This is a genomic window from Psychrobacter alimentarius, from assembly GCF_001606025.1.
In the GTDB taxonomy this organism is placed as follows: Bacteria; Pseudomonadota; Gammaproteobacteria; order Pseudomonadales; family Moraxellaceae; genus Psychrobacter; species Psychrobacter alimentarius.
In genome coordinates this window covers 741,601-756,536 of sequence record NZ_CP014945.1, presented here as the reverse complement: position 1 = coordinate 756,536, position 14,936 = coordinate 741,601, and the positions used below count along the sequence as shown (strand labels likewise).

Genomic DNA, 14,936 nt, shown 5'->3' with positions numbered 1-14,936 from the left:
TTATATAAAAGGTTTATTCATGTCTGATGCAAACACTCAATTCAACGCTCATCAACAGACGACTCACCAACAAGCGACGCTAGATTTGAGCATCGAATTGCTCGAACGTCCTTCAGTGACACCAGACGATGATGGTTGCCAAGATATATTGTCGGCACGATTAGAGCAAGCGGGCTTTGACTGTGAGTTTATGTACTTTGGTGATAGAAAACAAAGCGGCGAACATGCCGAAGTCAAAAACTTATGGGCGCGCCGTGGCACGACTGACCCCGTCATTTGCTTTGCTGGTCATACTGACGTAGTACCCACAGGTAATGAAAGTCATTGGACGTATCCACCTTTTACCCCAACCCTCAAAGATGGATATCTATGGGCACGCGGGGCCGCCGATATGAAAACTGGCATTGCGGCGTTTACCATCGCAGCCGAACGCTTCGTGCAAAACAATCCTGAGCATAATGGCTCTATTGCGTTTTTAATCACCTCTGATGAAGAAGGGCCGTCAGTCAATGGCACAGTGAAAGTCATTGAAACCTTAGAAGCGCGTAATGAGAAAATCACTTACTGTCTTGTTGGTGAGCCATCAAGTACCGACACACTTGGCGACATTATCAAAAACGGTCGCCGTGGCTCATTGGGCGCAGTACTTACGGTCACTGGTAAGCAAGGTCATGTCGCTTATCCGCATCTGGCCTCTAACCCTATTCATGCCACCATGTCAGCCTTGGCAGAATTGACTGATGCCATGTGGGACGAAGGCAATGACTATTTCCCAGCGACGTCTTTGCAAATATCAAATATCAATGGCGGTACGGGTGCAACCAACGTCATTCCTGAAACCTTAGAAGTGGTCTTTAACTTTCGTTTTTCAACGGAAACCACAGAAGATGCGCTAAAAGCAAAAACGCACGCTATCTTTGATAAATACTTTGCGGATAGTAAGGCCAGTTACGACATTAATTGGAAATTATCCGGTCAGCCATTCTTGACACCTGAAGGTAAATTGGTTTCAGCCTGTCAAAAAGCCATCAAAACCGTAACCAATGTCGATACCACACTATCCACCTCTGGCGGTACATCAGATGGACGTTTTATCGCGCCAACAGGTGCACAAGTTGTAGAGCTTGGTGTACGTAATGCGACGATTCATCAGGTTGATGAAAAAGTAGAAGTGGATGACTTAGGAAGACTTGCGCAGATTTATGAAGGGATTTTAGAGAACCTGTTGTTAGATTAATGGTACTAATCTCAATCGTATAAGATTAAAAAAAGCGCCTTCTCATATAGAAGGCGCTTTTTTCTTATTTTCAATTGCTAAAAACCGTATATTTGAGTGATATATCGATAATTTCTTGGAGATTAAATGAATTAAGAACGCTCTAAAGATTGATACCTTGATCGGCCGGAAGGTCTTCAAGTTTTTGCTGTATGTTGATTAGCTCTGCTTGGAAAGCGTCAACTTTATTATTCATGTCTTCCTCATCTTCGCTAAGCATACCTTCTGTTCTAAAATTCTCTACATCCAATACGCGTCCACGCAGTGCATTCTTAATTATTCCTAACTCATAAACTGAAATATTATCATCATCATTGTCCATGTCTACTGTCCACCCTTAACGTCTTTGAGAACCTTCTCATATAGACATACTATTGAATATACTGTAAAACGGAAAAGGCTGAGTAAGTTTTCGTAATCTTAAACCAGCGATTTTTCGATAACTGAATATTTAGTTTAGAAGTGATTGAGTCATTGATGAATAGGATTACTATATCATCAACGCATACTATACATATAAAAAATACTCTTGTAGTTTAATTTATAGGCAGCTTACTGTCTCTATTCAATACCGATATAAAGATCCACTTGACCGTACTCTAGATTACCATCGATATAACGCTCAAAATCCACATTAAACGTTCGAGTATGCTCACAGTCTGCCGTATTGAAATACTCCCAAGCTTTTTCCCAAGCATTCATGACCGTATTGGGCATATTGCCCTGCTCAGAGAATACTAAATACTTGCCAGCAGGAATCTCTACCGCGACTACATTATCTGTTGACGCTACTTCCTCTTGCTCATTAGTTGTCTGCCAACCAGCGACCACATCAAAAGCACCGACTAAATCATCACTTTCATAGTTATGATAGATACCATAAATGTCTTCGCCTTCAGGAAGTTGACCTGCATGATTTTGATAAAACTTTTGCCATAATCTACCCAGCTTGGCGGTCTCATAGCTAATCTCAGCGTTGTTGGTCGTACGTACGCTAATGCCACTGCAAGCTATCGCTTCTGATAACTCTTTAATTTGTGATGTCATGATGCGGCCTTTTTAATTTATTTATTGAATTTTTATGGATGGCAACGTTAAAAAACCGAAACAATTAGTCGGCTTCATCTATCCAATTCATTTGAATGGCTTCTAAGATGCCTTCATTTGATTTTTGCGGATCATCATCAAAACCTTCAAGCTCAGTCACCCAGCGATGCAAATCGGTAAAGCGTATGTATTGCGGATCTGTCTCTGGAAATTTTTCATAAAGCTCAATCGCGATGTCTAAGCTGTCTGTCCATTTTAGTTTTTGCGGGGTCATAGTGGCTCCTTAATGGTTAATCATTTTTATAAAATATCAGTCGTTTTTATAAAACCATGTTATCGACTTAATAGGCTCTATCCTACCAAAATTTGCCCGATGATTATAGGTGCGTTATTTATACACTCACCTTTGATTTGGATGATTTTATAGCTACTTGATGTGTATTCCATGTGCTGATGACATCTGTAAGTTGCTCTCCCTGCATGTCTAGCACTTCTGGCGTTTGCAGCTTTCCTTTTTTATCCTTCAAGACAAATTTAGTCATACCAACGCTCATGAGTTGGTTTTTTACAAAGAAGCGATGTTCAAAATAGATGTATTTGTGATCCCAGCCAGCCAGTACGCTATTGACTGTCATCTTACTCAAAAATTTGATTTCTTTTAGATAGACCATCTCTTGCATAGCAATTACCCAACCTAAAGATTGAATACCTTTTTGATGACAGCATGCCATCAGCCAGCGAGTGACGTTTAATTCAATAAAAGACAGATAACGATAATTGGGCAGATGATCACGAAAGCCCATGTCATGTGGTAAAACTCGATAATGGCGACTCGTCGGTGCAATCAAGGTCTCTAGACTGAGCGTCTCACTCGCTGATTGCTGCTTTAACTGTTGCTTGAGCAAACTGATCATAATAAAAAAACGCAGTAGCATATTCATAAATAAATCTCTTATTACATTGTATTTGGACTGGGTGTTCGCCTATATAAAGCAATGGGAGCGTAAACGTCGCACACTTTAACGCAAAAAAAGCCACCACAGTGACTTTTTCTATTTAAGAACATGCGCTAAGCGTTAGTGACCGCCGCCATTGACACTACGCACCATCTCTTCTACCATCTTTTTGGCATCACCGAAGATCATCATGGTTTTATCCATATAGAATAAGCTGTTGTCTAAGCCTGCGTAGCCTGTACTCATTGAGCGTTTAATGACCATAACAGTTTGAGCTTTGCTGACTTCTAGAATTGGCATACCAAAGATGGGTGACGTTGGATCGTCTTTGGCAGAAGGATTGACGACATCGTTTGCACCGATGACCAAGACCACATCGGTACTGGCAAAATCTGAATTGATTTCATCCATCTCTAAAATATCATCATAGGGTACATCTGCTTCCGCCAATAGCACGTTCATATGACCTGGCATACGACCAGCGACTGGGTGAATCGCAAAGCGCACATTCACGCCTTCTTCTTTTAATAACTCGTACAGCTCTTTGACCGCATTTTGTGCGCGGCCTTGTGCCATACCATAACCCGGTACGATGACCACATTGCTGGCATTGGCCATTAAGAAGCCGGCATCTTCTGCTGAGCCCGCTTTGTAGTTTTTGGGTACGCCCTCATCGCCACCTGCCGTGACGGCTGAGGTTCCCATACCGCCAAACAAGACATTCAATAATGAGCGGTTCATGGCTTTACACATGATATAAGACAAGATTGCCCCTGACGAGCCAACGAGCGAGCCTGCAATAATCAGCATTGAGTTGCCAAGGGTAAAACCAATCCCAGCCGCCGCCCAACCTGAGAACGAGTTCAATAGAGAGACGACTACTGGCATGTCACCGCCACCGATAGGCGCAATCCACATCCAACCGAATATGACGGCAATCACTGCCATGGCATAAAACGCAGGCAATGAATCTGTGACAAAATACACGCCACCAAAACCAATCATCGCAATGAATAACAGCGCTTGAACGGGTTTTACCCAGCTGCCGACCAAGGTTTTCGCCCAGCTTTTTGCTGCCAGTTTACCAAAGGCAAAGACCGAGGCTGAAAAAGTAATCGCACCGATAAAGCAGCCGATAAATAACTCTACCCGAGCCACTGCACCATGTTGCTGCTCAGTGTGCAAGACCGTCGCCAATGCAATCGCAACCGCAGCCAAACCAACAAATGAATGCATCAACGCAACCGTTTCTGGCATTTGGGTCATAGCGACTGTTTTTGCCTTCCACATACCGACAAGCGCACCTAAAATCATCGCTCCGATGATTAACCAAAGGACAGGGCCTTCTGCCAAAAAGAACGTCGTCACAACGGCAATCGCCATCGCTGCCATACCAAAACGGTTACCACGAATGGCAGTCTTTGGACTAGATAAGCCACGTAAAGTTAAGACAAAAAGGATCGCGCCAACCAAGTAGAACCAATCCGCATTTGCTGCGATCAGCATTGATAAATCATTCATGCGTCGCCTCCAGTTTCTTTTGCATTATTTTCAAGAACAGGTGCTTTTTTTGCTTTGGGTTTGAACATCGCCAGCATACGCTCAGTCACAGCAAAACCGCCAAAGATATTGATACTGGCTAAAAATACCGCAAAGGCACCAAGTAAGCTGGTTGGCGTAAACATCGAGCCATCAATGGTAACTGTCTGTAGCATCGCGCCCACGATGACGATACTTGATAGAGCATTGGTTACCGCCATCAATGGCGTGTGCAAGGCAGGTGTTACGCCCCAAACCACGTAATATCCGACAAAAACCGCAAGTACAAATACCGTAAAAATCGCGACAAAGGGTGTGCTACTCATGGCTGCACCGACTGGTGCGGCAGCTAAAACAGTGGCAATCATCTTATCCTCCTAAAAATTGATTCGTGTCTGGCAAATGGGTGGTGGCAAACCATCCAAGTTTAGCGCTTGGCAAGACGTAACTGACCTTCGTGCGTCACGGCCAAGGCTCCTTGAATCTCATCTGCCATATCTAAGTTGAGTGCCAGTTTATCCACTGAAGCCTCATCCGTACTGGGCGCAAGCAAAGTCGTAATAAAGTTAACAAGATTGTTGGCGTATAAATCTGAGGACTGCGCCGCAAGCATTGAGGGAATATTGGCTGCACCAACGATACGTACACCGTTATCGGTAGTAATGGTTTGATCAGGGAGACTGCCCTCTACATTGCCGCCCGTCCCTGCTGCCATGTCGATCAATACCGAGCCTGCTTTCATCTTGGCAATCGTGGCTCCGTGCACCAAGCGCGGTGCTTGTCGACCGGGGATTTGTGCCGTTGTAATCACGATGTCAGCGTTGGTCAAGGCTTTGTCTACCACGGCAGCTTGGTCTTTGATGTATTGCTCTGAGGGCGTCCATGCATAACCGCCCGTTGCTTTTGCTTTTTGTGCTTCATCTGCACTCATCGGTACATCCAGCCATTTACCCCCAAGTGACTCGACTTGCTCTTTTGCCGCAGGACGCAGATCACTGGCCTCTACTACAGCACCTAGACGCTTTGCCGTCGCAATCGCTTGTAGACCGGCAACACCGACACCCAAGATGACCACTTTGGCTGGCTTGACCGTCCCTGCTGACGTCATAAACATCGGAAATGGACGTGAGTATTCATTGGCTGCTAGCAATACCGCTTTATAACCAGCAAGGTTGGCCTGTGATGACAAGACATCCATGTTTTGTGCGCGTGACAGGGTGCGAGGTAATAGCTCCATCGCAAATGCGGTTGCCCCTTTAGCAGCATAAGTGTCGAGCCGAGTATTACGATAAGGGTCGAGCATACCAACGATTACTTGACCAGAGGTTAGGCTGTCCGTTGTCGCTGCTGGCAAGTCATGGACTGTGGTAATAATTTGCGACTGTGTGACGACCTCAGTACTACTCATGGCAATATTGGCACCTGCGGCCTGATACAACTCATCCGCGTAATATGCCGCTTCTCCTGCTCCTGACTGCACGACCACGTCGAACCCAAGTTTGCGCAACTTTTTAACCGCGTCTGGGGTTAGCGCAACCCGACTCTCACTCGCATTATCTGCACTGATTACACCAATTTTCATATCGTCTCCTTACTCAAGTCCAATGATTGACCCCAATATCCTCAACGCACATTTAAAAAGCACAGGGACAAAAAAGCTTTGGTCAGAACGGACACTACGTATGACCAAAGCTTATCAATTTAATAAATGATAGACAGTTTCCCATCATGCCTTTTTATTATAGAGACATTATTTGTCAACTTTCATTGTCAAATGATGACTTACAAGTAAATAAAAAGTTAAGTATTTACACCATAGACATAACTTTTATTGTTATATTAAAAATTTTATCTTTCTACTAGACGCTGTGCTTCATTGCAGATAGGCTCACCACTTGATGGTAATGTTTTACGCATTTATGAAGATTGAGGAACACCTAAAACGACTGCTCACAAATACAGTTGACTCTCTGAGTGTCGTATAATAAGAAAACCTAATACTTTGATCAGTCAGTTATTGATTCACTTTAATAAGGAATAACGATGTATTTTTTGCTCTCCCCTGCCAAATCTTTGAATGAAACAAATGCGATACCGCTAAGTCTGGGTAACTATTACAGTCAGCCAAAGCTGATTGAACATTCGCAGGATTTGATGAAAATATTAAAGTCAAAAGAACCGATGGATTTGCAATCACTTATGAGTATCTCTGATGATTTAGCTCAGCTTAATGCCGAGCGCAATCAACAGTGGCGCTGGAGTAAAGAGCAACCATTTACCGATGACGCAACGGGTAATATAGCAAAGCCAGCGGGTTATTTATTCGATGGCGACGTTTATACGGGCCTTGATATGTACCATATGGATAAAGAGACCGCTATTTACGTCAATGAGCATTTGGGGATTTTGTCAGGGCTTTATGGGGTGTTGAAGCCGTTAGATTTGATCCAGCCTTACCGCTTAGAAATGGGTACCAAGCTAAAAAACGAGCGCGGTGATAATCTTTATGACTTTTGGGGCGAGGAAGTGACTGACGTTATCAATGCTCGTATGGCAGATAGCGAAGATAAGACCCTGATCAATCTGGCTTCTAATGAGTACTTTAAAGCAGTAAAGAAAAAAGCCATTGATGCTAATATCATCACGCCACGGTTCGAAGACGAAAAAAATGGCACGTATAAAGTGATTAGTTTTTATGCCAAAAAGGCACGCGGTCTTATGGTGAAATATGCTGCAGATAATAAGCTGAGCAATGCGGAGCAGTTAAAAGATTTTGATTTGGCGGGTTATTATTACTGTGCAGAAGCGTCTGATAATAAGACGTGGGTGTTTAGAAGAGATGCGGCGGATCAGTAACTTGATATAAAAACCATATTTACTACAGTCGCTAGAAGCATGGCACTCAGGGCTTCTAGCGACTGTATTACATCTCCTTTAATTTAACGGGTCACAACAGTCCTTTTTGCGATTGCGATTGCGATTGATAGCTAAAACCATTGCCTTGAACTATAAAGATGATTCTTTAACGTGAAATAATCGACATGATAGCGTCAGTCAGTTGGGGAATTTCCGTCATTTTCAAACCTGCAATATTGATTCTGCCATTTGGCATGCCATAAATCGCGAACTCATCTTGCAATATGAGCATTTGATTTTCTGTTAGCGGTAATAGAGAAAACATACCTTTTTGATGCGAGATGTCCAAAAACTCTGCGGGTGCATCCCTATCTTTTAAGGCTTTGCCTAACGCTTGGCGAATAGTATCCACCCTACCACGGTAGCTTGCCAGCTCGACTAGCCAAGCGTCTGGTTTGTCTAGCAAATAAGAAGCAACTGCAGCACCGTGATTGGGCGGCATGGAGTAGTTGGCGCGTGTGATGGTTTCTAAGAGTGTCTGTATATCTGCGTGACGCTCATGGTTCGTCGTCATCACCGTGGCAATACCAGTACGCTCATTGTATAGACCCATATTTTTTGAACAGCTGGCGGCGATAAATGCAAAGTCAGAGTCTTTAATGATTAGACGAAGCCCTGCAGCATCGGTATCGGGATCATCTCCAAAACCTTGATACGCCATATCAATAAATGGCACAATATTTTTCTGTTTACATTTATCAGAAAACCGTTGCCACTGCTCTAAAGAAGGGTCTATGCCGGTAGGATTGTGGCAACACGCATGTAATAACAACACGTCTCCTGCTTTTGCTTTTTCTAGCGCGGCAAAACACGCATCAATATCTAATTGTCCATTTTTATTTTGCCATGGATATGTATTAACCGTTAACCCAGCACCTTCCATCAGCGGACGATGATTGATATAGCCAGGGTCACTGATCCAAACGGTTGAATCTGGAGAGAGTATGGCGATTAAGTCAGCAATGAGTCGTAATGCACCTGATGCCCCAACCGTCTGAATCGTGCATTGGTTGTTTAGACTTGGACGGTCACCTAATACAAATTTTGCCATTTGTTGATTAAAATTAGCGTTACCCGATAGCATGCCGTAAGCCTTTGAATGAGCTTCATGAGCAAGATGTATTTCTGCGTCTTGCACGGTTTTCATTACAGGCGTATTGCCATGCTCGTCTCGATAGACACCAACCAATAGATCTATTTTATGTTTACGCTGGTCAGCGCGAAACCTACCTAACAGTGCCCATAGTGGATCACCATTGATAACAGGCATATTATTTAACATCATGATACTTCCTTAATTAATTTATTTCGCTCGATTGGACAAAATGACACCAATGGTACTGAGTACGATGCCGCATATCATGATGACTGATAGAGCCTCATTGAGTATCAGCGTAGCCAGTATAGCGGTTAATCCTGGGGATAAAGAGCCCAGTAATAAGGTACGAATGGAGCCCAACTGTTTGACAGCATAAGAAAACGCAATGGTTGATACCACCCCTACGCCAAGTCCTTGTATTAGGATAAATGGAAGCGCTTCATCAAAAGATACAGAACCTATATTCGTCTCCACAATACCAGACAGAACCATCACTAATGTTAGAAAAAACGAGGTATAAGAAAGCACGATAGCGATAGCTATTGGATTTAACTTGGTACTTTTTAACCCTAAAGTGTAACCCGCCCAAATCAGGCTTGCCATCAATAGCAATCCTACACCGTACAGAAGACTATTCGGTATTGCCTGTGCATGCCCGCCAATCATCGTAGCGATACCAAAGAGAATAAGCATTAATGCGGCAAATTTTCTTAATGATATTCGCTGACGATAAAGAATAAAAGACAATAATGCGGCAAAGAAGACTGGTGTCCCTGTCAAAATAGTACCCATGTAAGCTGCTGGCACCGTACTTGCACCAAAAGCCGCCAACAGAAGAAAAGGCACACCACCAAATAAAATAAACATGATGTCTGACAGTCTTATATTTTTGATTTCATGCCAACTAGAGAGTACCCAAGGGGTCAACAAAACCAGCGGTACACTAAAGCGAATTAGCATGACATCCGCAATGCTTAGCGACGACTCCCCAACCGCTCGCACAGTCAACGCAAATCCTGACCAAATCAACAATACAACGCTCATAGCCACATAGCCTTTGGTTAGTGGCGACATTATAAACAAAGGATTTTTGCGTGATGAGGGGTGGAATATTGTATTCATAGTCGTGTCTTATACTGGTATGCAAAGACCAATTATCGATTAAAATACGCGCTTTTATCTCTATTTATTTATTGCAATTTTGCAAATATTTGGTGGATAATGCTAATTAAATCAAAATTATTGGCTTAAAAAACTAAAAGGTAAATTATGGACAAAATCGACCGTCATATCTTGGAAGTGCTTCAGAAAGAAGCGCGCTTATCTACGGCGGAACTGGCCGAACGTATAGGGCTGTCGCCATCTCCTTGTGCGCGGCGCCTAAAACGTTTGGAGGATGAAGGTTATATAGAGAACTATCAAGCGAACGTAAATAAAACCAAAGCGGGTATTGCCATGAGTTTCTTTGTGGAGGTCAGTCTCAACAGCCACCAAGAAGACTCTATTGCAACCTTTGAAAAAGCCCTATCCGATATGGACGAGGTGATTAATGGACATGTGGTGTCGGGTTCTTACGATTATTTATTAGAAGTAGTGAGCCCCAACCTTGATGGTTATGAGCGGTTCACACGTAAGCTACATAAGCTTGCTAGCGTAAAAGACATACACACTCATTTATCGGTGAGAAAGGTCATTAATAAGACGACTTTACCTATTTTTGTGTGAGACTTTTAACACTAATGAGCAACGTCGAGCACGGTCTTCACTTATGTTAAGTCCATTAAGATAAGTACAAATAGCTGGTTAATTTGAACTATTACATAACTTTATTGTCGAGCACAAAAAAGCCCTGCTATCTTTCGATAGCAGGGCTTTTGGTAATTAAAACACTTTTACTATGGTAGTTATATTTATAGTGAAAAGTATTTTATGGGTTGACTGAAGCAGTACGACTAGGCAACCGAGTAAAGATTGTACTTATAGTACATCGAACGAGGTTAACAACGTCGTACAAATTCAGTTGAGGCATAAATTACATCATGCCGCCCATTCCACCCATACCGCCCATTCCACCAGCACCGCCCATGCCAGCCATACCATCATCTTTCTCTGGTAGGTCAGTAATCATGGCTTCAGTGGTTAGCATGAGACCAGCAACAGAGGCAGCGTTCTCTAGTGCTGAGCGAGATACTTTTGCTGGATCAAGGATACCCATCTCAAGCATATCGCCGTATTCACCAGAGGCCGCATTGTAACCATAGTTACCCGTACCATTTTTCACTTCATTCACTACGACTGATGCTTCTTCGCCAGCGTTAGTTACGATTTGACGTAATGGGGCTTCCATGGCACGACGTAGGATGTTGATACCAGCATCTTGGTCATCGTTGTCGCCTTTTAGTTCAGACAATGCATTCATGGCACGAACCAATGCAACACCGCCGCCAGGTACAACGCCTTCTTCAACCGCTGCACGAGTGGCATGTAGCGCATCGTCAACACGGTCTTTCTTCTCTTTCATTTCAGTTTCAGTGGCTGCACCAACTTTGATAACTGCTACGCCGCCTGCCAACTTAGCAACACGCTCTTGTAGCTTTTCTTTATCGTAGTCAGAAGTAGACTCTGCGATCTGACGGTTGATAGATTCAACACGGTTTTCGATGTCAGCTTTGTTACCAGCGCCATCAACGATCACAGTGTTCTCTTTACCAACGGTTACTTTTTTAGCTGTACCCAATTGCTCAAGCGTTGCAGTCTCTAAGCTTAGACCAATCTCTTCAGAGATTACAGTGCCGCCAGTTAGCGTTGCGATGTCTTCTAACATGGCTTTACGACGATCGCCAAAACCTGGTGCTTTAACAGCACAAGTTTTCAAACCGCCACGCATGTTGTTCACAACTAGGGTTGCCAACGCTTCGTTTTCTACGTCTTCAGCAATGATAAGCAATGGTTTGCTCTGCTGCATGACTTGTTCAAGTAATGGCACGATCTCACGAATGTTGCTGATTTTTTTGTCAACCAATAGGATATATGGGTTTTCAAATTCAGCAGTTAGGCTGTCTTGTTTGTTTGCAAAGTACGGGCTGATATAACCACGGTCAAACTGCATACCTTCGACAACTTCTAGGGTATCTTCAAAGCTTGAACCTTCTTCAACCGTAATAACACCTTGCTTACCAACTTTTTGCATCGCCTGCGAAATCAACTCACCGATTTTGGTGTCTGAGTTAGCAGAGATAGAACCTACTTGCGCAATGGCTTTTTCGTCATCAGCAGGGGTTGATAAGTTATGGATTTCTTTAACGGCTGCGCGAACGGCTTTGTCGATACCGCGCTTAAGATCCATTGGGTTCATGCCAGCAGCGACTGACTTCATACCTTCTTGCAAGATTGACTGAGCCAATACTGTTGCAGTGGTCGTACCATCACCAGCGACATCATTTGTACGGCTAGCGACTTCACGAACGAGCTGCGCGCCCATGTTTTCGAATTTGTTTTCAAGCTCGATTTCTTTGGCAACCGAGACACCGTCTTTAGTGATGGTTGGTGCGCCAAATGATTTATCGATAACCACGTTTCGGCCTTTAGGACCTAGAGTAACACGTACTGCGTTTGCTAGGACGTTTACGCCGTCCATCATTTGTTTACGGGCATCAATGCCGAATTTTACGTCTTTTGCCATGGTAAATTACTCCATTATTATAAGTATGAGAATACAATTGAATGATTCGTTCGTATGGTTATGAGTATTTTTAGCTAAGAAATGGTCAGCCAAAATATGCTGTCAAACCATTAGCCTTCTAACACGCCCAATACGTCAGATTCTTTCATAATCAATAATTCTTCACCGTCAACTTTCACTGTTTGACCAGCATATTGACCGAACAACACTTTGTCGCCAGCTTTTACATCTAATGCGCGCGTTTCGCCATTGTCACGAATTTGACCATTACCTGTTGCCAGCACTTCACCTTGTGATGGTTTTTCTTGGGCTGAACCAGGAAGTAAAATACCACCAGCAGTTTTTGTCTCTTCTTCTATGCGGCGGACGACAATACGGTCATGTAAAGGACGAATGTTCATCGATATGACTCCAAAAATTGGTTATTTGAATTAAGGGTTTATTTGAATAAATACTCTCAATGCCAATATCTATCAGAAGTTCTGTATAAAACAGTATTCTAAAGATAAGCCTTGAGCTTGTTTCAAAAAGTGGGGGCAGGACAAGTGCGGTTCAAGTGTAAAGCTCAAAAATTTACAAGATTTTTTGTACCTTTGATTTTTGTACTTTCGAAAGATTGTCTCGCTTTTCGCATTTCACAAAATTCAAAAATCCACTTGTCGAAAATCCCTTAAATAAAAATGGTGATAACGCTATGAAACAAACCAGTGAACGAGCTGTAGAATCTGTCTGATACTCTATGTATCGATTTTCATTATGTTGATAATGCGCCACTTATTATGAAACCAATGATTCCAGCTTTAGCGGTAACATTGGCTACAAGAGCCAAACGACAATATGTCTGGCTACTCTTGAAAAGGTAGCCAGACATGGCCATTATAGGTGTCAAAGTTATTAAAACAGCCCAACGTTATTAAAACAGCCCAACGCTATTAAAAAAATTCCCATCAAAATCTAATATGTCTTATAAAAACCGATCAAGGAACATTCATGAGATTTTTATCAATGAACAAAGCATCTCTTACCACTAATGACAAACAGCGCAGCAAGTCTAAGATTTTGACTGCCTTGACCACAGGCACCAGTATTGCTGCTATCGGAGCTTTAAGTATGACTGCCCCCACCCTCGCTAATGCAAAGACCGTACAACCTTCAAGTGCCAATTATAGTTTTACCGTAGAAGATAAATATAAAGGAACCGCGACTCGCACACTAAACCAGTCAGGTAATACGTGGAAGTACAATGTGAATGCCAGAGTTGCAGGCGTGGCAAGTGCCGCACAAAGCAGCACTTTTACCATTAACGGTAATAATGTCGTGCCAACTCAAGCCCAAACTACCTATAAACTGCTCGGTCTTGGTCGTACTCATAAGCTAAACTTTAACCCAAGTGCCAAAAAAGTTACGAGCACTTATAAGGGCAAAACAACGACCATGAATATGGCACAACAAGCATTTGATGACTTGAGCCTCGAAGTGCAAATTCGCCAAGACCTACTGAATGGTAAATTCTCTGGCAATTATTACATGGCAAAAAAAGACAAAATAGAAAAAACCCCTTTTAAGAAGTCTGGTAATACCAAAATTACCGTACCAGCTGGTACCTTTGATACGGTACGTGTTGACCGTATCCATGAAGATGACAGTCGCTCTACCAGCTTTTGGCTAGCCCCAAGTTTGGATTACTTACCCGTAAAAGTCAGCCAAATTAATGATGGTAAAAAAATGGACTTAGAATTAACTAAAGTCAATTAATAAAAGCAGCTATCCCTTTGAAGGTTTGAGATTTTTAATCTCAAGAGGATAGGCAATAAAAAAGCGGCGTTCTATATTAGAGCGCCGCTTTTTTGTATGGGAGGATTGATCGCTTATGAACGCGGCTGTTTTACCACGTTATTCATCGAGGGCAAACGTTTGAGTAAAATAAACAACCAAATGTTAATCCCCAATAATAATAAGAAGTCGATTAAATAAACGCCTATCTCAGCCCAACTACTACCATAAGCACGTGTAAATAACACCACACCACTGGCACCCAAGTACACCAAGGTAAACATACTGGCTATTAACAATGCATAAGGCGAGCGTCCTCGTACTATCCATGGCGTCAAGATAAAGGCGGGCACTAACCACAATGCTTGCCATGCGACACCACCAACAATGTCAGGATTGCTCGGATTAAAGACGCTAATAAAAACAGGCAATCCAATGAGCCTATAAATCAGCCAAGCTAACCAAGTCATCAGCAAACGCTGACGAATGGGAGCAATAGGTTTTTTAGCCTTAGCAGGTTTGCCTACTCTTTTTTCAGGCGGGGTAATATTTGTCTCGCTATCGGAGCGGTTGGTAACCATTAGATGTATTCATTTCCTAATTAATAACGCAATGCTTCATTATTCTAATATCACCATATAATGGTGG

The 14,936-nt window shown here is 42.8% G+C and carries 16 protein-coding genes; 4 read left to right on the top strand and 12 right to left on the bottom strand.

The window, feature by feature from the left end:
* Nucleotides 1-19: 19 nt before the first annotated feature.
* Nucleotides 20-1,237 carry a succinyl-diaminopimelate desuccinylase gene (gene dapE / locus A3K91_RS03245; RefSeq protein ID WP_062843980.1) on the top strand — a complete coding sequence of 406 codons (1,218 nt, stop codon included), beginning with the start codon at nucleotides 20-22 and terminating at the stop codon, nucleotides 1,235-1,237.
* A gap of 142 nt (nucleotides 1,238-1,379) precedes the next feature.
* On the opposite strand, the gene A3K91_RS03240 is transcribed toward dapE, so the two are convergent.
* From A3K91_RS03240 to A3K91_RS03210, 7 genes are all read right to left on the bottom strand, one after another.
* Nucleotides 1,380-1,598 (bottom strand): hypothetical protein, encoded by a 219-nt coding sequence (locus A3K91_RS03240; protein WP_062843979.1) that lies wholly within the window; start codon nucleotides 1,596-1,598, stop codon nucleotides 1,380-1,382.
* Between the two features lie 239 nt (nucleotides 1,599-1,837).
* Complete coding sequence (locus A3K91_RS03235) at nucleotides 1,838-2,323, bottom strand: GyrI-like domain-containing protein (RefSeq protein WP_062843978.1); 486 nt, start codon at nucleotides 2,321-2,323, stop codon at nucleotides 1,838-1,840.
* 64 nt (nucleotides 2,324-2,387) lie between these two features.
* A complete protein-coding gene (iscX, locus tag A3K91_RS03230; RefSeq protein WP_021812734.1) occupies nucleotides 2,388-2,597 on the bottom strand; it encodes a Fe-S cluster assembly protein IscX in 210 nt (69 codons plus the stop codon).
* Between the two features lie 118 nt (nucleotides 2,598-2,715).
* A complete protein-coding gene (locus tag A3K91_RS03225) occupies nucleotides 2,716-3,264 on the bottom strand; it encodes an acyl-CoA thioesterase (protein ID WP_062843977.1) in 549 nt (182 codons plus the stop codon).
* Nucleotides 3,265-3,399: 135 nt separating this feature from the next.
* Nucleotides 3,400-4,800, bottom strand: a complete 1,401-nt coding sequence (locus A3K91_RS03220) for an NAD(P)(+) transhydrogenase (Re/Si-specific) subunit beta (protein ID WP_062843976.1) — start codon at nucleotides 4,798-4,800, stop codon at nucleotides 3,400-3,402.
* The gene (locus tag A3K91_RS03215; RefSeq protein WP_208855368.1) at nucleotides 4,797-5,144 is read right to left on the bottom strand and encodes a proton-translocating transhydrogenase family protein; all 348 of its coding nucleotides are present in this window, start codon (nucleotides 5,142-5,144) and stop codon (nucleotides 4,797-4,799) included. Before A3K91_RS03215 ends, A3K91_RS03220 begins: the two co-directional genes overlap by 4 nt.
* A gap of 101 nt (nucleotides 5,145-5,245) precedes the next feature.
* The gene (locus A3K91_RS03210) at nucleotides 5,246-6,400 is read right to left on the bottom strand and encodes an NAD(P) transhydrogenase subunit alpha (protein WP_062843974.1); all 1,155 of its coding nucleotides are present in this window, start codon (nucleotides 6,398-6,400) and stop codon (nucleotides 5,246-5,248) included.
* Nucleotides 6,401-6,861: 461 nt separating this feature from the next.
* Between A3K91_RS03210 and yaaA the strand changes: the two genes are divergently transcribed.
* Nucleotides 6,862-7,674, top strand: a complete 813-nt coding sequence (gene yaaA, locus A3K91_RS03205) for a peroxide stress protein YaaA (protein WP_062843973.1) — start codon at nucleotides 6,862-6,864, stop codon at nucleotides 7,672-7,674.
* Nucleotides 7,675-7,840: 166 nt separating this feature from the next.
* Here the strand turns inward: yaaA and A3K91_RS03200 are convergent, their stop codons facing one another.
* Together A3K91_RS03200 and A3K91_RS03195 are read right to left on the bottom strand one after the other, a co-directional pair.
* Nucleotides 7,841-9,019, bottom strand: a complete 1,179-nt coding sequence (locus A3K91_RS03200; RefSeq protein WP_208855355.1) for an aromatic amino acid transaminase — start codon at nucleotides 9,017-9,019, stop codon at nucleotides 7,841-7,843.
* An 18-nt stretch (nucleotides 9,020-9,037) separates the two neighbouring features.
* Nucleotides 9,038-9,955: a DMT family transporter gene (locus A3K91_RS03195; RefSeq protein ID WP_228139895.1), complete on the bottom strand. Its 918-nt coding sequence runs from the start codon at nucleotides 9,953-9,955 to the stop codon at nucleotides 9,038-9,040.
* Between the two features lie 147 nt (nucleotides 9,956-10,102).
* Between A3K91_RS03195 and A3K91_RS03190 the strand changes: the two genes are divergently transcribed.
* Nucleotides 10,103-10,558, top strand: coding sequence for an Lrp/AsnC family transcriptional regulator (locus A3K91_RS03190; protein WP_062843972.1), 456 nt, complete (start codon nucleotides 10,103-10,105; stop codon nucleotides 10,556-10,558).
* 307 nt (nucleotides 10,559-10,865) lie between these two features.
* Here the strand turns inward: A3K91_RS03190 and groL are convergent, their stop codons facing one another.
* Together groL and A3K91_RS03180 are read right to left on the bottom strand one after the other, a co-directional pair.
* Nucleotides 10,866-12,515, bottom strand: a complete 1,650-nt coding sequence (groL, locus tag A3K91_RS03185) for a chaperonin GroEL (RefSeq protein ID WP_062843971.1) — start codon at nucleotides 12,513-12,515, stop codon at nucleotides 10,866-10,868.
* 110 nt (nucleotides 12,516-12,625) lie between these two features.
* Nucleotides 12,626-12,916, bottom strand: coding sequence for a co-chaperone GroES (locus A3K91_RS03180; protein WP_010196840.1), 291 nt, complete (start codon nucleotides 12,914-12,916; stop codon nucleotides 12,626-12,628).
* 589 nt (nucleotides 12,917-13,505) lie between these two features.
* Between A3K91_RS03180 and A3K91_RS03175 the strand changes: the two genes are divergently transcribed.
* Nucleotides 13,506-14,270 carry a DUF3108 domain-containing protein gene (locus tag A3K91_RS03175; RefSeq protein ID WP_062843970.1) on the top strand — a complete coding sequence of 255 codons (765 nt, stop codon included), beginning with the start codon at nucleotides 13,506-13,508 and terminating at the stop codon, nucleotides 14,268-14,270.
* A gap of 113 nt (nucleotides 14,271-14,383) precedes the next feature.
* On the opposite strand, the gene A3K91_RS03170 is transcribed toward A3K91_RS03175, so the two are convergent.
* Nucleotides 14,384-14,869, bottom strand: a complete 486-nt coding sequence (locus A3K91_RS03170; RefSeq protein ID WP_062843969.1) for a hypothetical protein — start codon at nucleotides 14,867-14,869, stop codon at nucleotides 14,384-14,386.
* Between the last annotated feature and the right edge of the window lie 67 nt (nucleotides 14,870-14,936).

What these genes read in the sequence shown, in the direction of transcription:
- A3K91_RS03195 (WP_228139895.1), bottom strand. Translation starts at nt 9,955, where the DNA reads ATGAATACAATATTCCACCCCTCATCACGCAAAAATCCTTTGTTTATA.
- groL (WP_062843971.1), bottom strand. Translation starts at nt 12,515, where the DNA reads ATGGCAAAAGACGTAAAATTCGGCATTGATGCCCGTAAACAAATGATG.
- A3K91_RS03170 (WP_062843969.1), bottom strand. Translation starts at nt 14,869, where the DNA reads ATGGTTACCAACCGCTCCGATAGCGAGACAAATATTACCCCGCCTGAA.
- A3K91_RS03175 (WP_062843970.1), top strand. Translation starts at nt 13,506, where the DNA reads ATGAGATTTTTATCAATGAACAAAGCATCTCTTACCACTAATGACAAA.
- dapE (WP_062843980.1), top strand. Translation starts at nt 20, where the DNA reads ATGTCTGATGCAAACACTCAATTCAACGCTCATCAACAGACGACTCAC.
- A3K91_RS03240 (WP_062843979.1), bottom strand. Translation starts at nt 1,598, where the DNA reads ATGGACAATGATGATGATAATATTTCAGTTTATGAGTTAGGAATAATT.
- A3K91_RS03225 (WP_062843977.1), bottom strand. Translation starts at nt 3,264, where the DNA reads ATGAATATGCTACTGCGTTTTTTTATTATGATCAGTTTGCTCAAGCAA.
- A3K91_RS03180 (WP_010196840.1), bottom strand. Translation starts at nt 12,916, where the DNA reads ATGAACATTCGTCCTTTACATGACCGTATTGTCGTCCGCCGCATAGAA.
- iscX (WP_021812734.1), bottom strand. Translation starts at nt 2,597, where the DNA reads ATGACCCCGCAAAAACTAAAATGGACAGACAGCTTAGACATCGCGATT.
- A3K91_RS03210 (WP_062843974.1), bottom strand. Translation starts at nt 6,400, where the DNA reads ATGAAAATTGGTGTAATCAGTGCAGATAATGCGAGTGAGAGTCGGGTT.
- A3K91_RS03220 (WP_062843976.1), bottom strand. Translation starts at nt 4,800, where the DNA reads ATGAATGATTTATCAATGCTGATCGCAGCAAATGCGGATTGGTTCTAC.
- A3K91_RS03215 (WP_208855368.1), bottom strand. Translation starts at nt 5,144, where the DNA reads ATGAGTAGCACACCCTTTGTCGCGATTTTTACGGTATTTGTACTTGCG.
- A3K91_RS03235 (WP_062843978.1), bottom strand. Translation starts at nt 2,323, where the DNA reads ATGACATCACAAATTAAAGAGTTATCAGAAGCGATAGCTTGCAGTGGC.
- yaaA (WP_062843973.1), top strand. Translation starts at nt 6,862, where the DNA reads ATGTATTTTTTGCTCTCCCCTGCCAAATCTTTGAATGAAACAAATGCG.
- A3K91_RS03190 (WP_062843972.1), top strand. Translation starts at nt 10,103, where the DNA reads ATGGACAAAATCGACCGTCATATCTTGGAAGTGCTTCAGAAAGAAGCG.
- A3K91_RS03200 (WP_208855355.1), bottom strand. Translation starts at nt 9,019, where the DNA reads ATGATGTTAAATAATATGCCTGTTATCAATGGTGATCCACTATGGGCA.